Annotated in this window: 21 protein-coding genes and 1 pseudogene; 7 read left to right on the forward strand and 15 right to left on the reverse strand. The window is 74.3% G+C overall.

The features are described from left to right. Positions 1 to 7 precede the first annotated feature (7 nt). The 3 genes and pseudogenes from ACI8AF_RS19220 to ACI8AF_RS19230 form a co-directional block, all read right to left on the reverse strand. The gene (locus tag ACI8AF_RS19220; RefSeq protein WP_456541350.1) at positions 8 to 1,138 is read right to left on the reverse strand and encodes an aromatic ring-hydroxylating oxygenase subunit alpha; all 1,131 of its coding nucleotides are present in this window, start codon (positions 1,136 to 1,138) and stop codon (positions 8 to 10) included. Between the two features lie 95 nt (positions 1,139 to 1,233). Then, positions 1,234 to 2,259, reverse strand: a complete 1,026-nt coding sequence (locus ACI8AF_RS19225) for a Rieske 2Fe-2S domain-containing protein (protein ID WP_456541351.1) — start codon at positions 2,257 to 2,259, stop codon at positions 1,234 to 1,236. Next, positions 2,256 to 3,221 (reverse strand): annotated as a pseudogene (locus tag ACI8AF_RS19230) (PDR/VanB family oxidoreductase); the annotation flags it as partial. The pseudogene ACI8AF_RS19230 and the gene ACI8AF_RS19225, both read right to left, overlap by 4 nt. 99 nt (positions 3,222 to 3,320) lie before the next feature. Between ACI8AF_RS19230 and ACI8AF_RS19235 the strand changes: the two are divergent. Beyond that, positions 3,321 to 3,731 (forward strand): nuclear transport factor 2 family protein, encoded by a 411-nt coding sequence (locus tag ACI8AF_RS19235; protein WP_456541352.1) that lies wholly within the window; start codon positions 3,321 to 3,323, stop codon positions 3,729 to 3,731. A 14-nt stretch (positions 3,732 to 3,745) separates the two neighbouring features. After that, positions 3,746 to 4,057, forward strand: a complete 312-nt coding sequence (locus ACI8AF_RS19240; RefSeq protein ID WP_456541353.1) for a hypothetical protein — start codon at positions 3,746 to 3,748, stop codon at positions 4,055 to 4,057. Here ACI8AF_RS19240 and ACI8AF_RS19245 read toward each other — a convergent pair. Genes ACI8AF_RS19245 through ACI8AF_RS19260 form a run of 4 tightly spaced genes read right to left on the reverse strand, consistent with a single transcriptional unit; the run spans position 4,039 to position 7,406 of the window. After that, positions 4,039 to 4,623: a TetR/AcrR family transcriptional regulator gene (locus ACI8AF_RS19245; RefSeq protein ID WP_456541354.1), complete on the reverse strand. Its 585-nt coding sequence runs from the start codon at positions 4,621 to 4,623 to the stop codon at positions 4,039 to 4,041. The two genes, ACI8AF_RS19240 and ACI8AF_RS19245, sit on opposite strands and share 19 nt — an antisense overlap. Further along, a complete protein-coding gene (locus tag ACI8AF_RS19250) occupies positions 4,624 to 5,064 on the reverse strand; it encodes a nuclear transport factor 2 family protein (RefSeq protein ID WP_456541355.1) in 441 nt (146 codons plus the stop codon). A 15-nt stretch (positions 5,065 to 5,079) separates the two neighbouring features. After that, complete coding sequence (locus ACI8AF_RS19255; protein WP_456541356.1) at positions 5,080 to 6,405, reverse strand: phosphotransferase family protein; 1,326 nt, start codon at positions 6,403 to 6,405, stop codon at positions 5,080 to 5,082. Continuing rightward, on the reverse strand, positions 6,402 to 7,406 hold the full coding sequence (locus ACI8AF_RS19260) for an NAD-dependent epimerase/dehydratase family protein (RefSeq protein ID WP_456541357.1): 1,005 nt from the start codon (positions 7,404 to 7,406) through the stop codon (positions 6,402 to 6,404). Before ACI8AF_RS19260 ends, ACI8AF_RS19255 begins: the two co-directional genes overlap by 4 nt. Positions 7,407 to 7,477: 71 nt before the next feature. On the opposite strand from ACI8AF_RS19260, the gene ACI8AF_RS19265 reads away from it, so the two are divergent. After that, on the forward strand, positions 7,478 to 8,629 hold the full coding sequence (locus ACI8AF_RS19265) for a hypothetical protein (protein ID WP_456541358.1): 1,152 nt from the start codon (positions 7,478 to 7,480) through the stop codon (positions 8,627 to 8,629). Here the strand turns inward: ACI8AF_RS19265 and ACI8AF_RS19270 are convergent. The 3 genes from ACI8AF_RS19270 to ACI8AF_RS19280 are packed head-to-tail and all read right to left on the reverse strand — an operon-like array spanning position 8,622 to position 10,766. Next, on the reverse strand, positions 8,622 to 9,167 hold the full coding sequence (locus tag ACI8AF_RS19270; protein ID WP_456541359.1) for a nuclear transport factor 2 family protein: 546 nt from the start codon (positions 9,165 to 9,167) through the stop codon (positions 8,622 to 8,624). The two genes, ACI8AF_RS19265 and ACI8AF_RS19270, sit on opposite strands and share 8 nt — an antisense overlap. Continuing rightward, complete coding sequence (locus ACI8AF_RS19275) at positions 9,164 to 10,219, reverse strand: NAD(P)-dependent alcohol dehydrogenase (RefSeq protein ID WP_456541360.1); 1,056 nt, start codon at positions 10,217 to 10,219, stop codon at positions 9,164 to 9,166. Before ACI8AF_RS19275 ends, ACI8AF_RS19270 begins: the two co-directional genes overlap by 4 nt. A 13-nt stretch (positions 10,220 to 10,232) precedes the next feature. Continuing rightward, entirely contained in the window at positions 10,233 to 10,766 is a 534-nt protein-coding gene (locus tag ACI8AF_RS19280; RefSeq protein ID WP_456541361.1) for a pyridoxamine 5'-phosphate oxidase family protein, read from the reverse strand. A 64-nt stretch (positions 10,767 to 10,830) separates the two neighbouring features. Here ACI8AF_RS19280 and ACI8AF_RS19285 point away from each other — a divergent pair, with 64 nt between their 5' ends. Next, positions 10,831 to 11,274 carry a nuclear transport factor 2 family protein gene (locus ACI8AF_RS19285; protein ID WP_456541362.1) on the forward strand — a complete coding sequence of 148 codons (444 nt, stop codon included), beginning with the start codon at positions 10,831 to 10,833 and terminating at the stop codon, positions 11,272 to 11,274. A 44-nt stretch (positions 11,275 to 11,318) separates the two neighbouring features. Here ACI8AF_RS19285 and ACI8AF_RS19290 read toward each other — a convergent pair whose 3' ends face one another. After that, complete coding sequence (locus tag ACI8AF_RS19290) at positions 11,319 to 13,040, reverse strand: PEP-utilizing enzyme (protein WP_456541363.1); 1,722 nt, start codon at positions 13,038 to 13,040, stop codon at positions 11,319 to 11,321. Between the two features lie 133 nt (positions 13,041 to 13,173). On the opposite strand from ACI8AF_RS19290, the gene ACI8AF_RS19295 reads away from it, so the two are divergent. Further along, positions 13,174 to 13,923, forward strand: a complete 750-nt coding sequence (locus ACI8AF_RS19295) for a tyrosine-protein phosphatase (RefSeq protein ID WP_456541364.1) — start codon at positions 13,174 to 13,176, stop codon at positions 13,921 to 13,923. Between the two features lie 10 nt (positions 13,924 to 13,933). Here the strand turns inward: ACI8AF_RS19295 and ACI8AF_RS19300 are convergent, their stop codons facing one another. Both ACI8AF_RS19300 and ACI8AF_RS19305 read right to left on the reverse strand, forming a co-directional pair. Beyond that, positions 13,934 to 14,374, reverse strand: coding sequence for a nuclear transport factor 2 family protein (locus ACI8AF_RS19300; protein ID WP_456541365.1), 441 nt, complete (start codon positions 14,372 to 14,374; stop codon positions 13,934 to 13,936). Continuing rightward, a complete protein-coding gene (locus ACI8AF_RS19305; RefSeq protein WP_456541366.1) occupies positions 14,371 to 14,853 on the reverse strand; it encodes a VOC family protein in 483 nt (160 codons plus the stop codon). Before ACI8AF_RS19305 ends, ACI8AF_RS19300 begins: the two co-directional genes overlap by 4 nt. 38 nt (positions 14,854 to 14,891) lie before the next feature. Between ACI8AF_RS19305 and ACI8AF_RS19310 the strand changes: the two genes are divergently transcribed. After that, positions 14,892 to 15,656 carry a histidine phosphatase family protein gene (locus ACI8AF_RS19310; RefSeq protein WP_456541367.1) on the forward strand — a complete coding sequence of 255 codons (765 nt, stop codon included), beginning with the start codon at positions 14,892 to 14,894 and terminating at the stop codon, positions 15,654 to 15,656. Here the strand turns inward: ACI8AF_RS19310 and ACI8AF_RS19315 are convergent. Continuing rightward, positions 15,653 to 16,777: an ABC transporter permease gene (locus ACI8AF_RS19315; protein WP_456541368.1), complete on the reverse strand. Its 1,125-nt coding sequence runs from the start codon at positions 16,775 to 16,777 to the stop codon at positions 15,653 to 15,655. The genes ACI8AF_RS19310 and ACI8AF_RS19315 overlap by 4 nt on opposite strands. Then, complete coding sequence (locus ACI8AF_RS19320; protein ID WP_456541369.1) at positions 16,774 to 18,297, reverse strand: sugar ABC transporter ATP-binding protein; 1,524 nt, start codon at positions 18,295 to 18,297, stop codon at positions 16,774 to 16,776. The genes ACI8AF_RS19315 and ACI8AF_RS19320 overlap by 4 nt, the downstream gene beginning before the upstream one ends. 360 nt (positions 18,298 to 18,657) lie before the next feature. On the opposite strand from ACI8AF_RS19320, the gene ACI8AF_RS19325 reads away from it, so the two are divergent. Then, complete coding sequence (locus ACI8AF_RS19325; RefSeq protein WP_456541370.1) at positions 18,658 to 19,806, forward strand: sugar ABC transporter substrate-binding protein; 1,149 nt, start codon at positions 18,658 to 18,660, stop codon at positions 19,804 to 19,806. Positions 19,807 to 19,842 lie beyond the last annotated feature (36 nt).

A 19,842-nucleotide genomic window follows, 5' to 3' on the forward strand; every position in this document is an offset into this window, starting at 1 on the left:
CGGCCCGTCAGGAGTCGAGCATCTGCTGCACGACCTGGTGGAAGTGCGTGATCTTGCACTCGTGGTCGTTGAACACGTTGCGCGCGTAGGCCGAGGAGGTGCGGGTCGCGGCCACCTCGCCGTAGATCTCGACGTCCTCGGCGACGACGTCCTTCAGCCGGTTCCAGTGCGCGTCCACCCCGGCGACGTAGTCCTCGTCGCCCTGCGGGTCGTACTGCAGCTCCCAGGTCTCGAACCGCGTGCGGTCGACCGCCAGGGGCACCGCGCGGAAGAGCTGGATGTGGTTCGGGTTGTTGTTGAACACCGCGGTCGGGAACACCGTGTAGTGGCAGATCGCCAGGCTCTGGTGGTCGCGGGTCTCCTTGAGCTTGGGCAGCACGCCCTTGTAGGGCACGACCATCATCCCGTGCGGGCCCCAGTGGAAGAACGTGCTCTCGCGGCCGTCCTTGGCGTCCTGCGGCGGGACGCGGTGCAGCGCCGGCGCGTGGTAGTTCTCGTTGAAGCCGTCGATGACGACCTTCCAGTTGACCGGCAGCTCCCAGACCAGCTTGTCGATGAGGAGCATGTCCTCCATGCGGTAGGCGCCGAGATCGCCGACCAGGTCCTCGCCCAGCCACTCGAGCAGCGGGGGGGCCACGCCGGGGCCGGCCAGGACCACCCACACCCAGCCGCCCCACTCGTCGCACTCGACCGGCGGGGCGGCGAGACCGTCGAGCTGCTCGGGGGCGAAGTCCTCGCGGTCGGGGACGCCGAGCACGTTGCCCTCGAAGTCGTAGGTCCAGTTGTGCCAGCGGCAGGTGAACCGGCGGGCGCCGCAGCCCGACTCCTTCACGATCCGCGCGCCGCGGTGCTGGCAGACGTTGTGGAACCCGGCGACACCGCCGTCGCGCCGGCGGGTGACGACGATCGTCTCGCCCTGCCCCTCCCAGACGACGTGGTCGCCCGGGTTCGCGATCTCCGAGGAGCGGCAGACGATCTGCCAGGTACGGGCGAGCACCTTGGTCCGCTCCTGCTCGTACCGCTCCGGGTCGAGGTAGACCGAAGCCGGCAGGGACGACGGCTCGGCGTCGGCGGGCAGCAGGGGGACGCCCGGACCGTGCCGGTAGGGCAGCTCGCCTCGGCTGGGGACGAAGACCACGGGACCCTCCGCGAAAGAGACGGGGACGATGCGGGGATTCGCTGTGACGTGGGGCACGATCCGCAGCCCGACAGTGCCCCAAAGAGGAGACACTGTCAAGTAAGTCGAGAGGGTCGTTCCTCGTCGAGGAGCCGCTTGACGATCTGCTGCGCGCGCACCGCCGCGGCGTCGGCCGCGGCGTTGACCTGCCGCGTTGCGCCGTCCCGGTCGAGGGTCGCCTGGATCGCCTCGAGCAGCGGCTCGTCCTCCTCCATCGTCCGCTCGTGCACCCGGCGCAGCGTCTCGTCGACCACCGGGTCCCCCGCCGCCCAGTCCCGCGCCACCCACCAGTGCACCCGGGTGGCCCCCGGCTCGACCGGGGTGAACGCGCGCACGAACACGGTGCGGAAGACCGCTCCGTCGGCCTCGATGCGCATGTGGTCGACGTGCAGCGCCGGTGAGACGAACACCCCCGACTCGTGCTGCACGCCGCGGGTGTCCGGCGGCAGCCCGGTGGCCGAGCTCTGCCACGCGGCCAGCGGCGCGGCCGGGAAGGTCCGGGCGTAGGAGACCGACGTCTCGGTCACCTCGATCTCCAGCGGCGGCGGTTCCTCGAGGTAGCCGCGGTGGGAGGTGTCGGGGTGCACGAAGGCGAAGTGGGTGCGGTCGAGGGCGTTCTCGTGCAGCAGCAGGTAGCCGGCGGCCACGCTGCGCTCGCCGCCGAGCACCGACCAGCCGGGGTCGGCCAGCCACGGCACCCGTGGCGGATCGGCGGTGCGGGCGCGGCGGGGGTCACCCGGCCAGATCCACACCAGCCCGCCCTCCTCGCGGACCGGGTGGCTCGGTACGTCCGCCCCGTACGGCACGTGCTCCTGGGAGGGCACCCGCACGCACGCGCCGGTGCCGTCGTAGGTGAAGCCGTGGTACCGGCAGACGACCGTGTCGTCGACGAGCCGCCCCATCGACAGCGGCAGCGCGCGGTGGGCGCACCGGTCGTCGAGGGCGACCACGCCGCCGTCGCCGCGCCGGTAGAGCACCACCGGGCGGCCCAGCAGCCGCACGGACGAGAGCCGGGCGGCCACCGCCGTCGACGGCGCGGCGAGGTACCAGCAGTCGAGGGGGTAGTCGCGCACGGCGGTCACAGGTCCAGCACCAGCCGCGGGGACTGCGACCGCGAGACGCAGATCATCATGTAGTCACCCGCCGCCTTCTCCTCGTCGGTGAGCAACGAGTCCCGGTGATCGGGCGAGCCTTCCACGACGGCGGTCTCGCAGGTGCCGCAGACGCCTTCCTGGCACGAGGAGAGCGCGTTGACCCCGGCGTCGAGGACGACGTCGAGGATCGACCGGTCCTCCGGCACGGTCACGGTGATCCCCGACCGCTGGCAGACCACCTCGAAGCTGGTCGCGGCGGCCCCCTCGGCCACCGGCTTGGCGGAGAACCGCTCGACGTGCAGGCTGCCCGGCGGCCAGCCGGCGCACCCCTGCTCGACCGCCTGCAGCATCGCCTCCGGGCCGCAGGCGTAGACCAGCGCACCGGGCCGTGGCTCGAGGATCGCGGCCAGGTCGAGCAGCCCGTGCTCGTCCTGCGGCCGGAGCACCACCCGGTCGCCGTAGCGGGCCAGCTCGTCGACGAAGGCCATGGACGAGCGCTGCCGGCCGCCGTAGAACAGCGTCCAGTCGGCGCCCGAGGCCTCGGCTTCGGCGATCATCGGCAGGATCGGCGTGATGCCGATGCCGCCGGCGAGGAAGACGTAGCGGTCGGCGGCGACCAGCGGGAAGTGGTTGCGCGGCCCGCGCACCGACACCCGCTCCCCCGCCGCGAGCCGCTCGTGCACGTGCCGCGACCCGCCGCGGCCGCCCTCGTCGAGCAGCACGCCCAGCCGCCAGCGGGTGCGCTCCCCCGGCGAGCCGCACAGCGAGTACTGGCGGGTGAGGTCCGGGCCGAGCAGCAGGTCGACGTGCGCGCCCGGCGTCCAGGCCGGCAGCTCCTCGCCGTCGGGGTGCTCGAGCACCAGCGTGACCACGCCGTCGGCGGCCTCGGTGCGCTCGGCGACCACGAGCTCGCCGACGTGCTCGGAGTAGATCGTCGCCATGGCCGTCGTCGGCTCGGCCGCGGTCATGGCACCCCCCTGACGTTTCTGGACTGCGAGCACAGTAACTCGCTCTGGCCAGTTCCTGTAGGGCGTGGGCAGGATGGAGTCGTGGACGAGCGGATCGCGGTGGTCGAGGCGCTGTTCGGGGCGTGGTCGAGCGGGGACGCCGACGCGCCGCGGCCGTTCCTGACGGAGGACGCCGTCCTCGACGACGTGATCGGCGGGGTGCACCGCGGCTGGCCGGCGATCCGCGCCTACTTCGCGCGCGGGCTGGCCAGCTGGCCCGACCTGCGGCTGGTGCCCTCCGGCGAGTGGTGGAGCAGGCCCGACGGCCTGGCGTTCACCTGGGTCATGTCGGCGACCGTGACCGACGACCGCTTCGGCCCCGGCACGGCCGGCCGGCGGTGGCACGCGCCCGGCATGAGCTACGTCGTGTTCGACGGGGACCGGGTGCGCCACGAGGTCGACTACCACGACGGCGGCTCGCGCGCGCGCTCCTTGCGGGGACCCGATACCTGAGGAGAGTGGGGCAGATGCTGGATCGTGACGAGCTCCCTGCCGAACTGCGCGGCGCTCCTCCCGCGGAGGACGCGCACGTCCCCGTGGAGGCGGCGGGCGCCGTGGTGAGCCACGAGGAGCGGGCCGCCCGGTCGCGCGGCGGGGACGCCATCCCCACCGAGGCCCTCGCGGCGGCGGAGGCGGCCGCCGAGCGGGCCCACCTGCTCCCGGCCGAGATGCGCGTCCAACCGGTCGTCGAGCCCGAGGTCGACGTCGCCGACGGCGCCGCGGTCCCGCCCGAGGCCGGGGTCGTCGCCGTCACGCACCCTCACCGCGACGGGGGCTGACCGAAGCGCCGCAGCACGTCGGCGTGCAGCCGGCGGACGTCGGCCGGCGCGATCCGCTGCTGCTCGACCAGCCGGCGGTACAGGAACGGCGCCACGACCGCGTCGAGCGCCTCGCGCAGGTCGAGGTCGGCCCGCAGCCGGCCGGAGCGCACCCCGGCCTCGAGGATCGCCGCCGCGCGGGACGAGCGCTCGTCGAACACCGACCGGCGCAGGTCGGCCAGCTGCGGGTCGCGCCAGGCGGCCTCGATCAGCGCGACGAGCACCGAGCCGTACGTGCGGTCGTTGAGCCGGTCGGCGTAGTCCTGCAGGTAGTGCAGCAGCTCCCGCTCGGTGTCCCCGCGCAGCTCGGGTGAGGACCGCCGGGCCAGCTGGGCGAACGCCTCGTAGTAGAGGACGCGCAGCTCCGGCCAGCGCCGGTACACCGTGCTGCGGGAGACCCCGGCACGGTCGGCGATGCGCTCGACGGTGGCCGCCCGCACCCCCTGCTCGGCGATGATCGCCAGCGTCGCCGCGTGCACCGCGGCCCGGGTCTGGGTGATCCGCCGGTCCTCGCGCGGCTCCTCCACCTAGCCGCCCACGACGGCCGGGTTGCCGTCGGTCCACCAGGTCTCGAGCCGGCGGTGGGTGAAGCGCCACCCGTCGGGCGTGCGCGCCAGGCGGTCGGTGTACCGGCCGGCGATGACGTGCAGGTCGCCGCCGGGGGTGCCGGCCTTGACGTGCTGGGCGTGCAGGTAGCACTGCGCGGTGGCGGTGTCGCCGTCCACCTCGACGACGACGTTGCCGATGAGGTGGTGGCTGCGGTCCAGCGGGTCCAGCGCCGCCCGGCACACCGACTCGATGGCGGCGTAGCCGGCGAACTCGCCGAGCCCCTCGTACTCGGTGACGGCGTCGTCGGTGAAGCAGGTGCGCAGCGCCGCCCAGTCGCGGTCGTCGAGCGCGCTGCCGTACCGGTAGCAGAGCCGGGTGACGTCCCGCTCGTCCAGCAGCAGCTGCAGGGTGGGGTCCACGGGATCTCTCCTGTCTCAGTCGGGTGCCACGAGGTCGGCCAGCCGGCGCAGGAACCGGTAGTGCACCGCGGTGCCGATGGCCAGCAGGTTGGGGGTGGCGGCGACGCCGTCGCGGAACAGCCGCAGCGCGGTGAGGTTGGCGCAGGCGCCCTTGAACTGGTTGAACGCCTCCCAGGCGTGCCACTGCTCGGGCGCGAGGCGGATCCCGGTGATCCGGGCGATGCGCTCGTACCAGGCGTCGGGCGGGCCGAGCTTGCGGCCGCGGATGACCGCCAGGTACGCCCAGTCCTCGGCCGCGTCGCCGTGGTGCACGAACTCCCAGTCGGTGAGCGCCACGACCCGGCCGGCGACGGAGAGGAAGTTGCCGGGTCCCGGGTCGCCGTGCACCACGACGGTCGGGCCGGTGGGGCGCAGGTGCGCGCGCAGCCAGGCCGCGGCCTCGTCGAGCAGCGGCACCGGCTCGGGCACCGAGCCGCGGTAGACCGCCTCCCAGCGGTCGACCTGCGCGGCGACCGCCGCCCCCGGGTCGGGCACCGGGCCGAGCGCGTCGGCCGCGACCGCGGGGTCGGTGCGGTGGACGGCGTGCAGCGCGGCCACGAAGGCGTCGAGGACGGCGTCGTCGACCGCCGAGCTGCCGGGGACCAGGTCCATGACGAAGAACGGACGGCCCAGGACGTCGGGGCCCTCGATCCAGCGCACCGGGGCGACCGGGACACCGGCGGCCCCCAGGTCGCGCATGGCCCGCGCCTCGAGGGTGCCGTCGGTGCCGAACGTGCCGCCCTGCTCGATGCGGACGACGTAGGCCGCCTGGCCCTGCGGCGTGGCCAGCTCGACGCGCAGCATGCGCCGGCTGTGCCCGCCGGAGAGCACCGTGGCCAGCCGCACCTCCACCGGGCCGCCGTGGACCCCGGCGAACCAGCGGGTCAACCGGTCCAGCTCGTCGGCCGGCACACCGCGCGGCACCGGCTCGACATCGGTGGCCGGGTGGCCGCTGAAGGTCTCCAGCAGCGGAGCGGCGACCCGGATGTCCTCCTCCAGCCGGTCGAGCAGCACCGCACGCACGCGGGCGGCCGGCCCGCCGCCGGCCACCAGGGCCGCCGAGGCGCGGCGCAGCGCCGCCGGCAGGTCCCCGCCGGGCGGGCGGCCCAGCGCCTCGTCGAGGGCGCGGGCCTGCCCGGCCGGGTCGGGCGCCGGCCGGCCGGCGGCGTAGCGGGCCAGGCCGGTGAGCTGCACGGCGGTGTCGCGCGCGGCCCCGGGCGGCAGCGCGGGGACGACGGCGTCGGCGATCGTGGCCGCGACGGCCCGCCACAGGACGGCGTCGTCGACCGGTGGCGCGGTCACCCCCGCAGCCCCGCCACGACGCGGGCCTCGTGCTCGAGGTCGAAGCCGGCGCCCCACAGCGGGTCGGTCAGGGCGCTGCCGGCGTCGGCCAGCGGCGAGGAGACGAACCACTCGTAGGTCTCGGCCATGCCGGTGGCGAAGTCCCGCTCGGCCGGGAGGCCGAGCAGCGACCGGGCCTTCTCGGTGCTCACCACCCCGTGGTGGCGGGCGGCGAACAGGTGGCTGAAGGGCAGCGGCTTGCCGAGCCCCGGCAGCGCCTCGTCGGGGACGGGGACGACGTCGGGCTCCACCCCCACGACCTCCGCCGCCGTCGCCACGTACTGGGCCGCCGTGACGCCCTGCCCGCTGACGTTGAACACCTCCCCCACCGCGGCCGGCGACCGGCCGAGCACCAGCAGGGCGGCGCACAGCTCGTCGACGTGCCCGTAGGAGGTGGCGACCAGGCCGCCGTGCGGCACCAGCACCGGCAGCCCGCGGCGCAGGCGGGTGAACATCGCCGTCTCCATGTCGTGGATGTTGTTGGTCGGGCCGTAGATCGCCGCGGGGCGGGCGACCGTCGCCGGGAACCCCCGCTCCCGCGCGGCGCCGAGCAGCACCTGCTCGGCGTGCACCTTGAAGCCGCCGTAGGTGGTCGGCGGCTCGTCGCGGCAGGGCTGGTCCTCGGTCCACGGGAAGAAGCCGCTGGGCCGGTAGGCCATGATCGAGGACACGAACACGTAGCGCCCGGTGCGGCCGTCGAGCAGCCCGACGAGGTCCTCGAAGGAGGACCCGCCGGCCGCCATGACGAAGCCCGACACGTCGTGGACGGCGTCCCACTCCGTGCCCGCCAGCGCGGCGCGGACCGCCGCGGGATCGGTGCGGTCGGCGACCAGCTGGCCGACGCCGGGCGGCGGCGCGGAGCGGCCGCGGTTGAGCAGGGTGACCTCGGCACCGGTGCGCAGCAGGTGCTCGACCAGCCGCCCGCCGACGAAGCTCGTGCCCCCGAGGACCAGCGTGGCCACGGCGCCCTCCCCCTCCGCCAGATGTGCGACAGAATGTTGCACAGCCTCGCGCGGGTGTACAAGACTGCGCCATGACCACACCGCGCGGCGGCCGGCTCACCCGCGCCGACGAGTGGCCGCGCCACCAGGTGGCCCGCACCTTCGACTCGGTGGCCAGCGACTCGCCGCACTGGAGCGACGGCTTCTACTTCACCGCGGCCGACGACGCGGGGACGGCGTCGCTGTTCACCGCCATCCGGCTCTACGCCAACACCGACGTGCTCGACGGCTACGCCTGCGTGGGCATCGACGGCCGCCAGCACAACCTGCGCTGGTCGCGCCGGCTGCGCCCCGCGATCGACGACCTCGCCGTCGGCCCGCTGCGGGTGGAGGTGCTCGCCCCGCTGGAGCGGCTGCGCACCACCTGCGCGCCCAACCCGCACGGCATCGCCTTCGACCTCACCTGGACCGGGCTGCACGAGCCCTACCTGGAGGAGTACGCCGAGCGCTGGGCCGCCGGACGGCTCACCGCGCAGCGCTGCAACTACGACCAGTGCTGCGACGTGTCCGGCTGGCTCGAGGTCGCCGGCCGGCGGCTGGAGGTGGACGCCGCGTGGGTCGGCGTCCGCGACCACTCGTGGGGCCTCGGCCGCACCGGCGGTCCGCCCACCCGGGCCGCCGCGCCGCTCCCCCCGGGCGTCGGCGACAGGAGCTTCGCCGTCCGGCAGTGGGTGGTCGTGCGCTTCCCCGAGCGGGTCGTCTTCTGGCAGCTGCACCAGGCCGACGACGGCTCCTTCACCATGTTCGAGAGCCGGGTGCTGCCACGCGGCGACGCCGGCGAGCCGTGGTCGTACACCGCGCCGGCCGAGCTCGAGGTGCGGCTGGTGCCCGGCTCCCGCCGGCTGCGCGACGGCACCATCGGGCTGCGCACCCCGGGCGGGGGCACCGAGCGGTTCGGCTACACCGTCGTCGGGACGCCGGTGTACCTGCAGGGCGGCGGCTACTGGCAGGGCTTCGACGACGGCCTGGGCCGGGGCGTCTACCGCGGGGAGGACCACGGCGAGGGCGAGGTGTGGGACGTGTCCGCGCCCGGTGTGGTCGACGACCCGAAGGGGCTCTTCCGCGCCCGTCCCGACCAGTGGGCGCAGACGTTCGCGGTGGTGGAGAACCTCGACGACCCGGCCGAGCGCGGCACCGCGCACTTCGAGTGCGTGGTCGCCGGCGCCCGGCCCGACCTCAGCTGACCCGGGGCGGGAAGGCGTCCGGACCGAGGCCGGCGCCGGTCCCCCGGTCCTCCGAGCCCTGCCGGAACAGGCCGGTGTCGGCCCGCATCGCGGCGCCGCGCGGTTCCCGCCGGGTCCACTCGTGCACCACCACCCGGTGGGCGATCCCCCACCGCCCGTCACGGCGGGCGTAGCGGTCGGCGTAGCGGCCCCACCAGGTGTCGTGCACGGGGGCGCCGGCGTCGTCCCGGCGCAGCACGTGGGCCTGCACGTACGCCTCGCCCCGGGCGTCGTCCGGCCCGTCCAGCTCGACCAGGTGGTTGGTGACGCAGTGCAGCGTCGCGTCGTACCGGCGGTGCGACTCGACGACCCGGGCGCAGAACTCGGCGGCGTCCCCGACGAACACCCCGTGGTCGTCGACCGCGCCGGGCAGGTAGGTGCTGCGCAGCAGGTCGACGTCGAGGCGGTCCACGCCGCGGCAGTAGCGCAGCACCACGGCGCGGATCTCCTCGATCGCGGCCAGCCGCCCGAGCGGGTCGAGGCCGGCCGGCGGCGTCACCGCTCGTTCGGCACGATGACGGCGCGGCCGCGCAGCGAGCCGTCCTGCATCTGGCGGTAGGCGTCCATCGCGTCGTCCAGGCCGAACGTGGTGACCTCCGGCCGGATCAGGCCGCGCGCGGCCATCTGCATCACCTCGGCGAGCTCGGGCCGCGAGCCCCAGACGGGCGCCTGGACGCTGACCTCGTAGGGCTGCGTGTAGAAGCCGACGGGCAGCGTCGCCGCGCCCGCCCCGACGATCGTCAGGTCGCCGAGGGTGCGGACGACCTGCTGGGCGAGGGCCAGGGTGGGCTCGGCGGTGACGAAGTCGAGCACCAGGTCCGCGCCCTTGCCCCCGGTCGCCTCCTTGATCTGCGCGGCGGCGTCCTCGCCGGAGCGGATCGTCACGTCGGCCCCGCAGCTGCGGGCCAGCTCCAGCGCGTTCTCCTTGAGGTCCACCGCGATGACCGTGGTGGCCGAGAGGGCCTTGAGGATCTGCACGCCGAGGTGGCCGAGGCCGCCGACCCCGATGACGACGGTGGAGCTGCCCGGCACCAGCTTGGGCAGCGACCGCTTCACGGCGTGGTACGGGGTCAACGCGGCGTCGGTGAGCGGCGCCGCCTGCACCGGCTCGAGGCCGTCGGGCAGCGGGGTGAGGAAGCGGGCGTCGGGCACGAGCATGAACGGGGCGAAGCCGCCGTCCTTGCCGAGCCCGCCGCCGCCCCCGGCCTGGATGGCGTTGGCGGGGTCCTCGCAGTAGATCTCCACCCCGGCGCTGCACAGGCGGCACCGGCCGCACCCCCACGGCCCGTACACGGCCACCGGCTGCCCGACCTCGAGCCCCCGCACGCCCGGACCGACCTGGTGCACCCACCCGGCGTTCTCGTGGCCCAGGGTGAACGGGATCTCGAACGGCACCGCGCCCTCGGGGTAGTCGTGCATCACGTGCAGGTCGGAGTGGCACGCCCCGGCGCCGCCGACCTCGATGACGACCTGCCCGGGTCCGGCCTCGGGCTCGGGCACGTCGCGCAGCTCGGCGTCGGACTGCCACTTGGTCAGCTGAAGGGCGCGCACGGGGGTCCTCCTGTCAGGGGGTGGGCTGAGCAGGGGCCGCCGACGGCGCGGCGGCCCACATCTTGCTGCTGTCGAAACCGATCCGGCCCTCGGGCACGACCTCCAGCACCACCCGGCCGGGCGAGTCGAGGTGGGCGGCGAACGAGGCGGCCTTGGCCGGGTCCTCCGGGCGCAGCCGCGCGGCGAAGGCGGGGTAGAACCAGGCCTTGGTGGCGTCGTCCTCGTGGACGACGCAGGTGCCCTTGTAGGTCAGCGACCGGCTCACGCCCACCCCCGAGCCCTTCGAGGTGATCGCGATGCTCACCCGGGGGTCGCGGCGCACCGCGGCGATCCGCGGCCGGCCCGCGGTGGCGGTGAGCCAGAACCGGCCGTCGTGGGCCAGGTAGTTCATGACCACCCCCATCGGGTGACCGTCCTTGCCCAGCCAGATGAAGGTGCACTCGGTCTGCCGCTGCAGCAGCTCGGCCTCCTGCTCCCGCTCCAGCGTGTAGGAGCGCACGTCCTCCCAGTCGCGGGCGGTGTCCCCGCGCATCGGGTCCCCGGCCATGGCCACCTCCTCCGGACCCCTCGGAGTCTTGCGCTAACTGGAGAGCGTGTCTAGTTTCTGGCCGGTGTCCGACGCGCTGCAGCAGCTGCTCGACCGCACCGAGATCGCCGAGCTCCTGGCCCGGTACTCGACCGCCCTGGACGAGCGGCGGTGGGAGCTGCTCGGCGAGGTGTTCACCCCCGACGCCTCCTGCGACTACGGCTCGCTCGGCAGCCCGGACGGGCTGGCGGAGATCACCGCGCTCGTCCGCGGCACGATCGGCGACCTCGACGCCACGCAGCACCTGGTCGGCAACGTCGTGGTGGCCGTCGACGGCGACGAGGCGACCGCCGACTGCTACCTCATCTCGCAGCACGTCCGGCGCGGCACCCCGGGCGGCGAGCACTACATGCTGGGCGGCCGGTACGCCGACCGGCTGGTGCGCACCCCGGCCGGCTGGCGGATCGCGCACCGCACGCTGCACCGCATGTGGACCAGCGGCAACCGCGAGGTCGTCCGGCGCCCGTGAGCACCGGCCGCCGGCGTCCCCACGGACGCCGGCGGCCGGGCGGCTCAGGTGCTGAGCACGGTCACGCGGCCGGTGGAGCCGTCGACCTCGACCTCGGCGCCGTCGGGGATGCGCCGGGTGGCCGCGGTGACCCCGGCCGCGCAGGGGATGCCGAGCTCGCGGCTGACGATCATCGCGTGGCTGCCCATCGCGCCCACGTCGACGACCACCGCGCTGGCCACCATGAACAGCGGCGTCCAGGACGGGTCGGTCTGCGGGGCGACGAGCACCTCGCCGGGCTGGAACTCCGAGATGCTGGCCGTGTCGTGCACGATCCGCGCCCGGCCGCGGGCCACGCCGGCCGACGCCGGCCCGCCCTGGAGGACGTCGCCGGGCCGGGCGGTCTCGACCGCGACCTCCTCCTTGCGCGGGATCTCCGACAGCGGCTTGATGCCCTGGCGGGAGTCGAGGAAGGTCGGGATGTCGAGGCCGGCCAGCCGGTGCCACTCCTTCTCCCGGTCCGCGAGGCGCTCGCGCAGCGCCTCCGGCTCGGCGACGAGGATGTCGAGCTCGTCGTCGGTGGCCATGAACAGCTGCTGCGGGCTCTCCAGGTGGCCCTCGGCGTGCAGCCGGCGGGCGAGCTCGCTGAGCGCCATGCGGGCCTCGTGCAGCACCTTGATGCAGTTGGTCTTGGCCCGCTCCCGCCAGGCGCCGAACCGCCGGGCCGAGGCGACCGCGAGCTCGAAGGTCTGCAGCGCCTCCTGGTTGTCCCCGAGGATCGCCAGCGCCTTGGCGGTGGCCTCGGCCCGCTGCCGGTCCTGCTCCCCCTGGCGGGCGCCCGGGGACGCCTCGTCGCCGAGGTGGCGCAGCCGGTCGACCAGGCCGAGGGCCAGCTCCGGGTGGGTCTCCCAGGAGGCGGCGCCCAGGTCCCACTCGCTGGGGCCGCGGTAGCCGTAGTCGCGCAGGAAGCGGTGGAACTGCGAGGCGAAGTCGGCGTGCCCGGCCTCCAGCCGGCCGAGCAGCCCGTCGACGCCGCCGTCGAACTCCGCCATGAGCGAGTCGTCGGCCCGGACGACGCGGGAGAGGTCCCACAGCGCGAACGACGGGGCCGCGGAGTCGACGTCGCCGGCCTGGCCGATGACCTGGACGACGAGCGACGGGTCCGCCTCGCCGAGCAGCTGGCCGAGGACGGCAGGGCCGGTCGCGGCCTGGTTGCTGCCGATCGTCTCGCTGCGCCAGCACAGCCGCTCGAGCGGCATGAGCGAGCGGGCGTACATGACCAGCGCGGCCGGGGTGAGCGTGGCGAGGTCCGGACGGTTCGCCCGGACGCGCTCGGCGATCTGCCGCTCCTCCTCCAGCTCGGGGAAGGTCGTGGTGGTCAGCGCCCACTGCGTGCGGGCCGCCATCTTGGCGCTGAGCTCCTCGTTGACGTCGTCCGGCCGCTCGTCGTGCGGTGGGGAGTCGACGCTGAAGAAGGCCGCGTCGATGGCCCGCCAGCCGATGCCGGCCCGGATGCCGACCACCCGCACGTTGGACTGGTTGATGTAGAGGTACCCGTAGAAGAACCCGGCCACCGGGGCCATGGGCTCCTTCGCCAGCTCCGACGGGGTGAAGGCGTCGAGCGCGGCGTAGCCGGCGGCCCAGCCCGGGATGATGTGCGGGATCCAGCAGAAGCTCGCGCCCAGCGGGGTGATCGGGTCGGGCAGGACGTCGTTGGCGTTGAGCCGCGTGTAGACGGGGAACTGCTCGCTGGGGACGGTGTCGATCAACCAGCCGTGGTCGGCCATCGGCGGCGTCCTTCCTGGTTCCGGGCGGGCAGGCCCGCGACTGTGACCCGGCTCACGGGTCGGGTTGCCGGAACTGTAGAGGTACTAACTTGTCACTGTCACTAGTTTGAGCCCATCGATGGAAAGTGACGGCATGGACGCTTCGCGGGCACTCGTGGTCGACGGGCTGCTCAACGTGCGCGACCTCGGCGGGCTGACCACCGGCGACGGCCGGCGGGTGCGGCGCGGCCGCGTGGTGCGCTCCGACAACCTGCGCGGGCTGACCGACGACGGGGCGGTGGCGCTGGTCCGCGACCTCGCGCCGCGGCTGGTCGTGGACCTGCGCACCGAGCAGGAGTGCGCGCGCGAGGGGCGGGGGCTGGCCGAGGTGCCGGACGTGCGCTACGTGAACCTGCCGTTGCAGCCCAAGGCGGCGCTGTCCCCCGAGCAGGTCGCGGCGGGACTGGCCACCAACCTCGTCGACGACTACGTGCTGCAGCTCCGCGACAACGGCGAGCTGCTGCTGGCCGCCGTCGAGCTGCTGGCCGCCGAGGGGGCGCTGCCCGCCGTCGTGCACTGCACGGCCGGCAAGGACCGCACGGGCGTGCTGGTCGCCCTGCTGCTGGAGCTCCTCGGCGTCGAGCGCGAGCAGGTGGTGGCCGACTACGCGGCGACGACGGCGAACATGCCGGCGATCCTGGCGCGGATCCGCTCCTCGCCGTTCTTCCGCGGCAACGGCCTCGCCGCGGCGCCCGAGTGGATCTTCGGCTCCGAGCCCGGGACGATGCGCGCGTTCCTCGCCCGGCTGGACGACGAGTTCGGCGGCGTCGAGCGCTGGGCGGTGGGCGCCGGGCTGCCGGCGGGCGCCGTGCAGCGCCTGCGCGCCGAGCTCCTCGAACCCTGACTCGCCGCCGTCAGCCGGTCCGCGGGGGCAGGGGGACGACGGTGCCGGGGTCGAGGGGCCCGCGGTAGACCATGGCGAAGCGGCGGGACGCGAACTGCCACCCCTCGGCCGTGCGCCGGTACTCGTCGTCGTAGTGGCCCAGGTGCAGCGCCCCGGAGCCGTCGGCGAGGTGGTTGAGCTCCAGCACCCACCACTCCCCCCGGCCGGTGTCGCCGGAGACCTCGACGGTGCCGGTGGGCGCCAGCTGGGCCACCCAGGGGTACTTGGCCAGCGCCGTCGTCCACAGCTCGACCGCCGCCGCGCGGCCGTGGGTGACCCGGCCGCCGCCGAGGTCCCAGGTGCCGTCCTCCGCCCACGTGGCCGCCCACGCGGCCGCGTCGCGCCGGCAGACCGCGTCGCAGTACCGGGCGACGAGGGCGCGGACGGCGAGCTCGTCCTCCGCCGCGGTCACGGTCGCTCCTCCCCCGCCGCCAGCCGCGCCTGCAGGCGGGGCCGGAAGGCGGGGTCCACGAGCTCCCACCACAGCCCGGCGCCGGCGTCGTGGTAGCTGAACATCGCCGGCTGGCCCTCGGCGGGGACGTGCCGGACCCGCCCGGGCAGGCCGGCGTCGTCGAGGCGGCGGATCGTCCCCTCGAGGTCGTCCACCCAGAAGCCCACGTGCTGCAGCGCGAGGGCCTGGGGGGCCCAGATCCCGCCGGACAGCTCCTCGATCAGCTCGAGGTACGGCGGCCCCTGCACCGAGTAGGTGGCGGCGATCCGCGCCTCCCGCACGCGGCCGTCGACCAGCACGTCCAGCCGGCTGTCCCCGACCCTGCTGAACGTGAAGCCGAGGGCCTCGGAGTAGCGCGCCATCGCCTCCCGGACGTCGGGGACGACGACCCCCACGTGGTACATGTCCAGCCCCGCCGGCGGTGCCCCGAACCAGCTCACCCGTCGCTCCCTCTCCCGTCTCGGCTAGCGTCCGCGGGGTGACCACCGCGCACCCGGTGCCCGCGTCGCCGGCGACCCCCTCGCCGCCGCGCCGCCCGCCGGCGCCGGCCCCGCCCCCGTTCTCGATGCACGAGACGTTCCTCATCGCGCAGCCCGACGGCACCGAGCTCGCCCTGGTCCGCCACGGCCAGCAGCAGTTCCCGACCTCGCCGGTGTTCATCCCGGCCGAGTGGGTCGACCCGCCGCTGTCGGAGGTCGGCCGCCGGCAGGCGGCGCTGGTCGGGAAGGCCTTCGCCGGGCAGCGCGTCGACGTCGTCGTCAGCAGCCACCTCTCCCGGGCGCTGGAGACGGCGCGGGCGATCGGCGGCCACCACGGCCTCGAGCCGGTCGTGCTCGAGGACCTGCGCGAGGTCGAGGTCTACCGCGACCTCGAGGACGGCGCCTCGCCGGCCGACGCCCTGGCCGAGCCGTTCTGGCGCGGGGTGCAGGCGCGCTTCCCGGCCGAGCGCCGCTGGGACCTCGTCCCGTTCGGCGAGAGCAGCGCGGAGCTGCGCCACCGCGTCGTCTCGACCATCGAGGGCCTGCTCGCGATGCACCCCGAGGCGAACCTGGTCGTGGTCTGCCACGGCGGCGTCATCAACGCCTACCTCGCGCACGTGCTCGGCATCGCCGAGGACATGTTCTTCCTCCCCGCGCACACCTCGGTCAGCCGCGTCCGGCGCCTGGGCCCGCGCCGCGCGCTGCACAGCCTCAACGACCGCGACCACGTGAGCGCCGCCGACCCGTCCCTGCTGACCTACTAGACCTTCCGCGCGGAGCGGGCGGCCAGGGCGACGGCGATGATGAGCGCCGCGCCGTTGAACAGGTCGTCGGTGTAGGTCGGCGCCCCGGCCAGCTGCAGGCCCTTGACGCCGGTGGCCAGCAGGTAGATCGCGATCAGGGTGCCGACCACGTTGACCCGGCCGGGCTTGACCTGGGTCGACCCGAGGAAGACGGCGGAGAACGCCGGCAGCAGGTACGACGGGCCGATGTCCGGCGACGCCGTCCCGATCCGGGCGGCCAGGACGACGCCGGCGATCCCGGCGATGAGGGACGAGGCGACCAGCGAGCCGTACACGATGCGGTCGACGCGGACGCCGGCCAGCCGGGCGGCCACCGGGTTGCCGCCGGAGGCGTAGAGGTAGCGGCCCACCGGCAGGTACTCCACCAGGATGTAGATGACCGCCGCCAGGACGAGCATGGCGTAGAAGGGCAGCGGGATCCCGAGGAAGCGGGTGTTGCCCAGCTCGAGGAACGTCTCGCTGAAGCCGGAGACGATCTGCTTGCCGTCGACGATCCAGTAGGTCGCGGCGAGCAGCAGGCTGCTCATGCCGAGCGTCGCGATGAACGAGCTGACCTTGAGCTTGACGACGACGAAGCCGTTGACGACGCCGACGAAGGTGGCCGCCGCGATCGCCATGACGGCGCTGACCAGCGGGTGGTAGCCGTTGACCTGCGCCCAGGCGGTGACGGCGACCGCCATGCCGCAGACCCCGGCGAAGGACAGGTCGAACACGCCGGCGGCCAGCGGGATGATGATGCCCAGCGCCAGCATGGCCGTGATCGCCTCGGTGCCGGCGATGATCTGGACGTTCTGGAAGCGCAGGAAGGTGTCGGGCACCCAGATCGCGAACACGATGATCAGCAGCGCCCACACGTAGAGCCCGCTGAACCGGTCCATCCCGAGCGAGAACCGCCGTCCGGACGTGGCCTCGTCGGGCGGCAGCTCCGCGCGGGAGGCGAGGTCGGCCTCGACCACGGGGTTGGCCGCCTCGGCCGGGGAGACGTGGGCCTCCGTGGCCGGCGACGGGACGACGGTGGGATCACTGGCCACGTCGTGTCCGCTGTCGGCGTGGCGTCCGCCGGTGGTGCCTGGACGGGTCATGCCGCCGCTCCCTTGCTCTGGCCGATGGTGGCGGCCGTGATCCGGTCGGGGTCGATGTGCGGGCGGACCAGGACGTCGGCGACCCGCCCGTTGCGCAGGACGACGACGCGCTCGGCCAGCCGGGTGAGCTCGGCGTGGTCGGTGGAGACGACGAGCACGGCGGTCCCCTCGGCCGCCGCCTCCTCGACCAGGACGTGGATGTCGGCCTTGGCGCCGACGTCCACGCCCTGCGTGGGCTCGTCGAGGACGAGCACCTTCGGCCGCTGGCGCAGCCAGCGGGCCAGCACCACCTTCTGCTGGTTGCCGCCCGACAGCGTGGCGAGCGACCGCTCCGGCTGGGGCGGGCGGACCTTGAGCTTCTGCAGCCAGCTCGTCACCTCGGCGACCTCGCGGCGCCGGTTCAGCAGGCCACGGCGGAGGAAGTCGCCCGGGTTGACGATCGAGACGTTCTCCCGCAGCGTCGACTCGAGGAACGCGGCGTTGGCGTGCCGCTCCGCCGGCACCAGCGCGATGCCGGCGTCGACCGCCTTGTCGGGACGGTGGGACTCCAGCTCGCGCCCCCCGACGGTCACGCTGCCGGTGCGGGGCAGGCCGCCGAACAGCGCCAGGGCGATCTCCTCCCGGCCCGAGCCGGTGATGCCCGCGACGCCGACGATCTCGCCGGGGCGCACCTGGAGGTCGACGCCGGCGAGCACGTCGGTGCGCAGGTCCCGGGCGCGCAGCACCGGCTCGTCCTCGGTCGCGGCGGTCTCGGCGGGCACGAGGAACTGGTCGAGGGTCCGGCCGATCATCAGCGCGATCAGGGCGTCCTCGTCGAGGCCCTCGACCGGCCGGGTGACCACGTGCCGGCCGTCGCGCAGCACGGTGACGGTGTCGCACAGGCCGAAGACCTCGTCGAGGTGGTGGGAGACGAACAGCACCGCGACGCCGCGGTCGCGCACCGACCGGATGACCGAGAACAGCCGGTCGATCTCGGTGGCCGGCAGGTTCGCCGTCGGCTCGTCGAGGACGAGCACCCGCGGCGGGGTCGAGCGCGGCGAGAGGGCGCGGGCCAGCGCGATGGCCGTGCGCTGGCTGATGACCAGGTGCCCGGTCGGCTGCCGGACGTCGAAGTCGTAGCCGAGCCCGCGCAGCGTCTCGCGCGCCAGCCGGTGCTCGCGGCGCCACGAGATGAGGCCGAGCCGGTTGCGCTCGTAGCCGTGCCCCATGGCCAGGTTGTCGCGCGTGTCGAGGGTGGGCACCAGGCCGAGGTCCTGGTGCACGAAGCGCAGGCCGGCGTGGTCGCCGGCGCCGGCCGTGCCGAGCGGCAGCGGCTCGCCGTCGACGAAGACCTCGGCGCCCGGATCGGCCTCGTGGTAGCCGGCGAGCACCTTGATGAGCGTCGACTTCCCGCACCCGTTCTGCCCGACCAGGGCGCGGATCTCCCCCGGCTGCAGCTCCAGGTCGACGTCGACGAGGGCACGTTGCCCCGGAAAGGTCTTGGACAGCCCGCGGACCTGCAGAGCTGGCGTTGGCGACATCCGACTCCTCGAGAGCGGGGAGGGGGGCGAGCGGGCGACCTACTTAACGGACACCGACCACAGAAAGTCGGGCAACTGTAGCCCGGGTCACACCCGCTGCCAAGGGCCTCCGGACACCGCTCCCCACGCGTCCTCCGACTGGTCAGGGCCGGAACCGCGCTCTCCCGCGAGGTGGGTCTCGAACTTGTATCGGACTACAGAAAGCCTCTTGGCTATGGCGCAGGTCACTGTTAACTTGCCGCCTGCACGACCCGGCCGACGTGGCCCGCTCCCCGCTGCCCGCGGGGTGCTCCGGCACCGGTCGTCGGCGCTCGCCCAGACCCTGCAGACCCCCTGCGCCCCTAGACGAGGAGTCGCACCATGCGGAGCCGGAAGACCACGATCAGCACGTTCCTCGCCGTCGTCGCGCTGTCCGCAGCGACCGCCTGCAGCTCGGGCGACGACGGCGGCGGAGGGGGCGGTGGGAACGGCGGTGAGGGCGGCGGCAGCTCGGCCGCCGAGGAGGAGGTCGAGCAGTACCTCTCGCCGCCCGAGGGCATCCCGCTCGAGGAGCCGCTGGCCGCCTGCCCGGAGGAGGGCAAGACGATCATCGTCACCGAGAACCCGCAGGCGGTGACCCGCAAGACCAACGACGGCCTCGAGGCCGGCGCCGAGCTGCTCGGCTGGACGGTCGTCCGCCAGCCGGTGGGCACCGGGCCGGAGGACCCGCAGACGGCCTTCGACGCCGCGCTGGACCAGAACCCCGACGCGGTCCTGGTGTCGGGCAACCCGTCCTCGACGTTCCGGGCGCAGCTCGACCGGGCCAACCAGCTGGGCATCCCGGTGCTCATCTCGGACAACGGCGAGCCCGTGGGCGTCGACGGGACGACGTACACGATCTCGCTCGACGACTTCGAGCAGACCGGTCTGTGGGGGCGGATGAACGCCCTGTACGCCGCGGCGCAGGGCGCCCAGCACGTCCTCGTCGTCGACCTGTCGCTCTACCCGATCCTGCACGCCTGGACCGAGGGTGTGCAGGCGACGATGGAGGAGGTCGCCCCGGACACCGAGGTGACCGTCATCGACCCGCAGATCACCGACCTGGTGGCCGGCGAGATCCCGAACCTCATCGTGAGCGAGATCCAGCGCAACCCGGACATCGACTGGGTGCTCCTGTCGCTGGGTGACATGACGACCGGTCTCGACGCGGCACTGCGGGCCGCCGGGCTCGACCAGCAGGTGAGCATCGGCGGGGAGAGCGCGAGCACGGCCAACGTCGCGGCGCTGCAGGAGGGCACCGAGGACGCCTGGACCGGCTTCGCCGCGGAGATCCACGGCATGTACCGGATCGACGCGCTCGCCCGGATCTTCGCCGGCGAGGACCCCACCACGGTGGACTACTCGCAGCTGCCGACGCAGCTGCTCACCCCTGACAACGTCGGCGACGCACCGCTCGACGAGGAGGGCTACTACGTCGGCGTCGAGGACTACCTGGACCACTTCGACGGCATCTGGCGCGCCGGCTGCTGATCCCCTGACCGTGCCCCGGCGCTTCCGCGCCGGGGC

This window comes from Blastococcus sp. SYSU D00669 (assembly GCF_054050715.1).